Below are 3,663 nucleotides of genomic sequence, written 5' to 3' on the forward strand. Positions count from 1 at the left end.
CTCTCCCGCGTGCGGGGGAGGGCCGGGGAGGGGGCAAGCCCTCTCCTTCAAGCAGTGCGCCGGGGGCCGGGCGGTGCAAAACCAAAGGCCAGGGCGCCCGCGCCCTTCCCCCAAGACCCTCCACCCTCGATGGCGGCGGGTCCAACAACAGAACCCCTTCCAGGCCGGTGAACGAGAGGCAAGACAAGTGGAATTCTTACTGGTCCAGGCCCTCAGCGGGCTCGCCAGCGCCGCGTCGCTGTTTCTGGTGGCGTCGGGACTGTCGATCATCTTCGGCGTGACGCGCATCGTGAACTTCGCGCACGGCGCCTTCTACATGCTCGGCGCCTACGTGGCCTACGTGCTCACCACGCGCTTCGCCGGCCCGCTCGGCTTCTGGGGCGCGATCCTCGCCGCCTCGGTCATCGTCGCGGCCCTGGGTGCGCTGATGGAAATGGTGCTGCTGCGCCGCATCTATCACGCCCCCGAACTGTTCCAGCTCCTCGCCACCTTCGGCGTGACGCTGATGGTGCAGGACCTCGTGGTGGTCGTCTGGGGTCCGGAAGACCTGCTCGGCCCGCGCGCGCCGGGCCTTGCCGGCGCGGTCAGCCTGTTCGGCCGCATGGTGCCCACCTACGATTTGTTCCTGATGGGGCTTGGCCCTGTGGTGCTGGGCGCCCTGTGGCTTTTGTTCCACCATACCCGCTGGGGCGTGCTGGTGCGCGCGGCGACGCAGGACCGCGAGATGGTGGCGGCGCTGGGCGTGAACCAGAAATGGCTGTTCACCGGCGTGTTCGCCTTGGGCGTCTTCCTCGCCGCGCTGGGCGGCGCGCTGCAGATCCCGCGCACCACCGTCACCCACACCATGGATCTTTCCATCATTGTGGAGGTGTTCGTGGTGGTGGTCATCGGCGGGCTGGGCTCGGTGCTGGGGGCGTTCGTCGCCGCCATCATCGTGGCGGAGCTGAACGCCTTCGGCATTCTCATCCTGCCGCAGATCTCGCTCATCATGGTGTTCCTGGTGATGGCGGTGGTGCTGGTGGTGCGGCCCTGGGGCCTGTTCGGCAAGGCCGAGAGCGCGCCGCGCCCGGCCGCCGGCCTCACCATCCGCCCCTGGCGGCCGTTCTCCACCGCCGAGCGCGTGGCGGTGGCCGTGGCGGTGGCGGTGGTGGCCACGCTGCCCTTCTTCCTTGGCAACTACGCCCTCACCGTGGGCGCGGAAATCCTCATTTTCGTGCTGTTCGCCGCCAGCCTGCATTTCATCATGACCGTGGGCGGCCTCGCCTCCTTCGGCCATGCCGCCTATTTCGGTCTCGGGGCCTATGGCGCGGCCTTCATGGTGAAGTTCCTCGGCGCGCCGATGGAGGCCGCCCTCCTCGTCGGCCCGGTGCTGGGGCTCTTGGGGGCGCTGGCGTTCGGCTGGTTCTGCGTGCGGCTGTCGGGGGTCTATTTCGCCATGCTGACGCTGGCCTTCGCGCAGATCGCCTGGTCCATCGCCTTCCAGTGGGTGGACGTGACCGGGGGCGACAACGGCCTGCTCGGCATCTGGCCGTCGGCGTGGGCGGCCAAGCCCCAGGGCTTCTTCTGGCTGTCGCTGGCGGTGGCGGTGATCGGGGTGGGCCTCCTGCGGATGCTGGTGTTCTCGCCCTTCGGCTATGGCCTCAGGGCCGTGCGCGACAGCGCCCTGCGCTCGGAGGCCATCGGCCTTGATCGCGCCCGCCTGCAATGGGCCGCCTTCGTGGTGGCCGGCACCTTCGCCGGCATCGCCGGGGCGCTCTACGCCTTCCTGAAGGGCTCGGTATTCCCCGACTTCATGGGCATCCCGACCTCGGTGGACGGGCTTGTCATGGTGCTGCTGGGCGGCATCGAGACGGTGTCCGGCGCGGTGGTAGGGGCGGTGCTCTACAAGGCGCTGGCCATCTGGCTCATGAGCCAGACCGACCTCTCCAAGCTGGTGCTGGGGGCGGTGATCGTGGTGGTGGTGCTCGCCTTCCCGAAGGGCGTGGTGGGCTTCATCGAAGACATGCGCCACCGCTGGCTCGGGCCGAAGAAGGCGCAAGCCGAGGCCGCAACCCTTGCCAAAGTGGAGGCCGCGCGATGAGCTTGCTGCTCGAAGTCGAGAACCTCGAAAAATCCTATGGCGGCGTCCATGCGGTGCGCGGCGTTACCTTCAGCCTGGAGGCGGGCACGCTTTTGGCCCTCATCGGTCCCAACGGGGCGGGCAAGAGCACCTGTTTCAACATGCTGAACGGCCAGATCAGGCCCGATGCCGGCACCATCCGCATTGACGGGCGCGACATCAGGGGCCTGCCGCCGCGCGCGGTATGGCGGCTCGGCGTGGGGCGCACGTTCCAGATCACCGCCACCTTCCCCTCCATGACGGTGCGGGAAAACGTGCAGGTGGCGCTGCTCTCGTTCCACGGACTGATCCGGCGCGTGTTCGGCTTCGCCGGCACCGCCTGCCGGGACGAGGCGGAGGGCCTCCTAGACCTCGTGGGCCTTACTTCCCAGGCCGGGCGGCCGTGTGGGGAGCTGGCCTATGGCGACCTGAAGCGGCTGGAGCTGGCGGTGGCGCTCGCCAACCAGCCGCGCCTGCTGCTGATGGACGAGCCCACCGCCGGCATGGCGCCCAAGGAGCGGGTGGAACTGATGCGCCTCACCGCCGAGATCGCGCGGGAGAAGGGCATCGGCGTGCTCTTCACCGAGCACGACATGGACGTGGTGTTCGAGCACGCCGACGCGGTGATGGTGCTGAACCGCGGCCAGCTCATCGCCCGCGGCACGCCGCTGGAGGTGCGCCGCGACCCGCAGGTGCGCGCCATCTATCTGGGCGAAGGCCTGCTCTACGACGCCCGGCACCGCGAGGGGAGCGCCGCATGAAACTCCAGATGAAACTGCAGGTCTCGAACCTCAACAGCCATTACGGCCCCGCCCACATCCTCTACGACGTGGGGCTGGAGGTGGGCGCGGGCGAGGTGGTGGCCCTCCTGGGTCGCAACGGCGCCGGCAAGAGCACCACGTTCCGCTCCATCGTCGGCCTCGTGCCCCAGCGCGCCGGGACCGTGGTGTTCGACGGGGCCGATGTCTCCACCCTGCCCACCTACGAGATCGTGCGGCGCGGCCTCGGCTACGTACCGGAGGACCGGCGCATCTTCAACCAGCTCACGGTGGAGGAGAATTTCATGGTGGGCCGGCAGCCGCCGCGCGCGGGCGTCGCCACCTGGAGCCCGGAGCAGCTCTACGGGCTGTTCCCCAACCTCGGCGAGATGAGGAAGCGGCCCGGCGGCCAGATGAGCGGCGGCGAGCAGCAGATGCTCACCATCGGCCGCACGCTCATGGGCAACCCCTCCCTCGTGCTTCTGGACGAGCCCTCCGAGGGGCTTGCGCCGAAGATCGTGGAGCAGATGGCCGACGCCATCCTCGCCATGAAGAAGCAGGGCCTCTCCATCGTGATCTCGGAGCAGAATCTGCACTTCGCCAAGCTGATCTCGGATCGCGCCTACATCATCGAGAAGGGGCGCATCCGCTTCTCCGGCACCATGGCGGACCTCGAGGCGAATCCCGAGATCCGCGACGCCTATCTGGCGGTGTAGGCATGGCTCCGAGAAAGTCCGCAGCGGCCAAATCGGTGGCAAAGGCCGAGCCGGCGCAGGCCAACCCGCAGGGCGTGGCGCCCCCCACGCC

General features: G+C 68.8%; 3 protein-coding genes. All 3 read left to right on the forward strand.

Features of this window, described 5'->3' with window-relative positions; genetic code table 11:
* The first annotated feature begins 187 nt into the window (after window positions 1-187).
* The 3 genes from K9U40_RS22240 to K9U40_RS22250 are packed head-to-tail and all read left to right on the forward strand — an operon-like array spanning window position 188 to window position 3,572.
* Window positions 188-2,080 (forward strand): ABC transporter permease, encoded by a 1,893-nt coding sequence (locus tag K9U40_RS22240; protein ID WP_282892286.1) that lies wholly within the window; start codon window positions 188-190, stop codon window positions 2,078-2,080.
* The gene (locus K9U40_RS22245; RefSeq protein ID WP_282892287.1) at window positions 2,077-2,859 is read left to right on the forward strand and encodes an ABC transporter ATP-binding protein; all 783 of its coding nucleotides are present in this window, start codon (window positions 2,077-2,079) and stop codon (window positions 2,857-2,859) included. Before K9U40_RS22240 ends, K9U40_RS22245 begins: the two co-directional genes overlap by 4 nt.
* A gap of 8 nt (window positions 2,860-2,867) precedes the next feature.
* The gene (locus K9U40_RS22250; protein WP_282892288.1) at window positions 2,868-3,572 is read left to right on the forward strand and encodes an ABC transporter ATP-binding protein; all 705 of its coding nucleotides are present in this window, start codon (window positions 2,868-2,870) and stop codon (window positions 3,570-3,572) included.
* The last annotated feature ends 91 nt before the right edge of the window (window positions 3,573-3,663 follow it).

Origin of the sequence: Xanthobacter autotrophicus, from assembly GCF_030015065.1 — a bacterium.
Lineage (GTDB): Bacteria > Pseudomonadota > Alphaproteobacteria > Rhizobiales > Xanthobacteraceae > Xanthobacter > Xanthobacter autotrophicus_D.

Coding starts and splice junctions, on each gene's coding strand:
- K9U40_RS22245 (WP_282892287.1), top strand. CDS start 2,077: ATGAGCTTGCTGCTCGAAGTCGAGAACCTCGAAAAATCCTATGGCGGC.
- K9U40_RS22250 (WP_282892288.1), top strand. CDS start 2,868: ATGAAACTGCAGGTCTCGAACCTCAACAGCCATTACGGCCCCGCCCAC.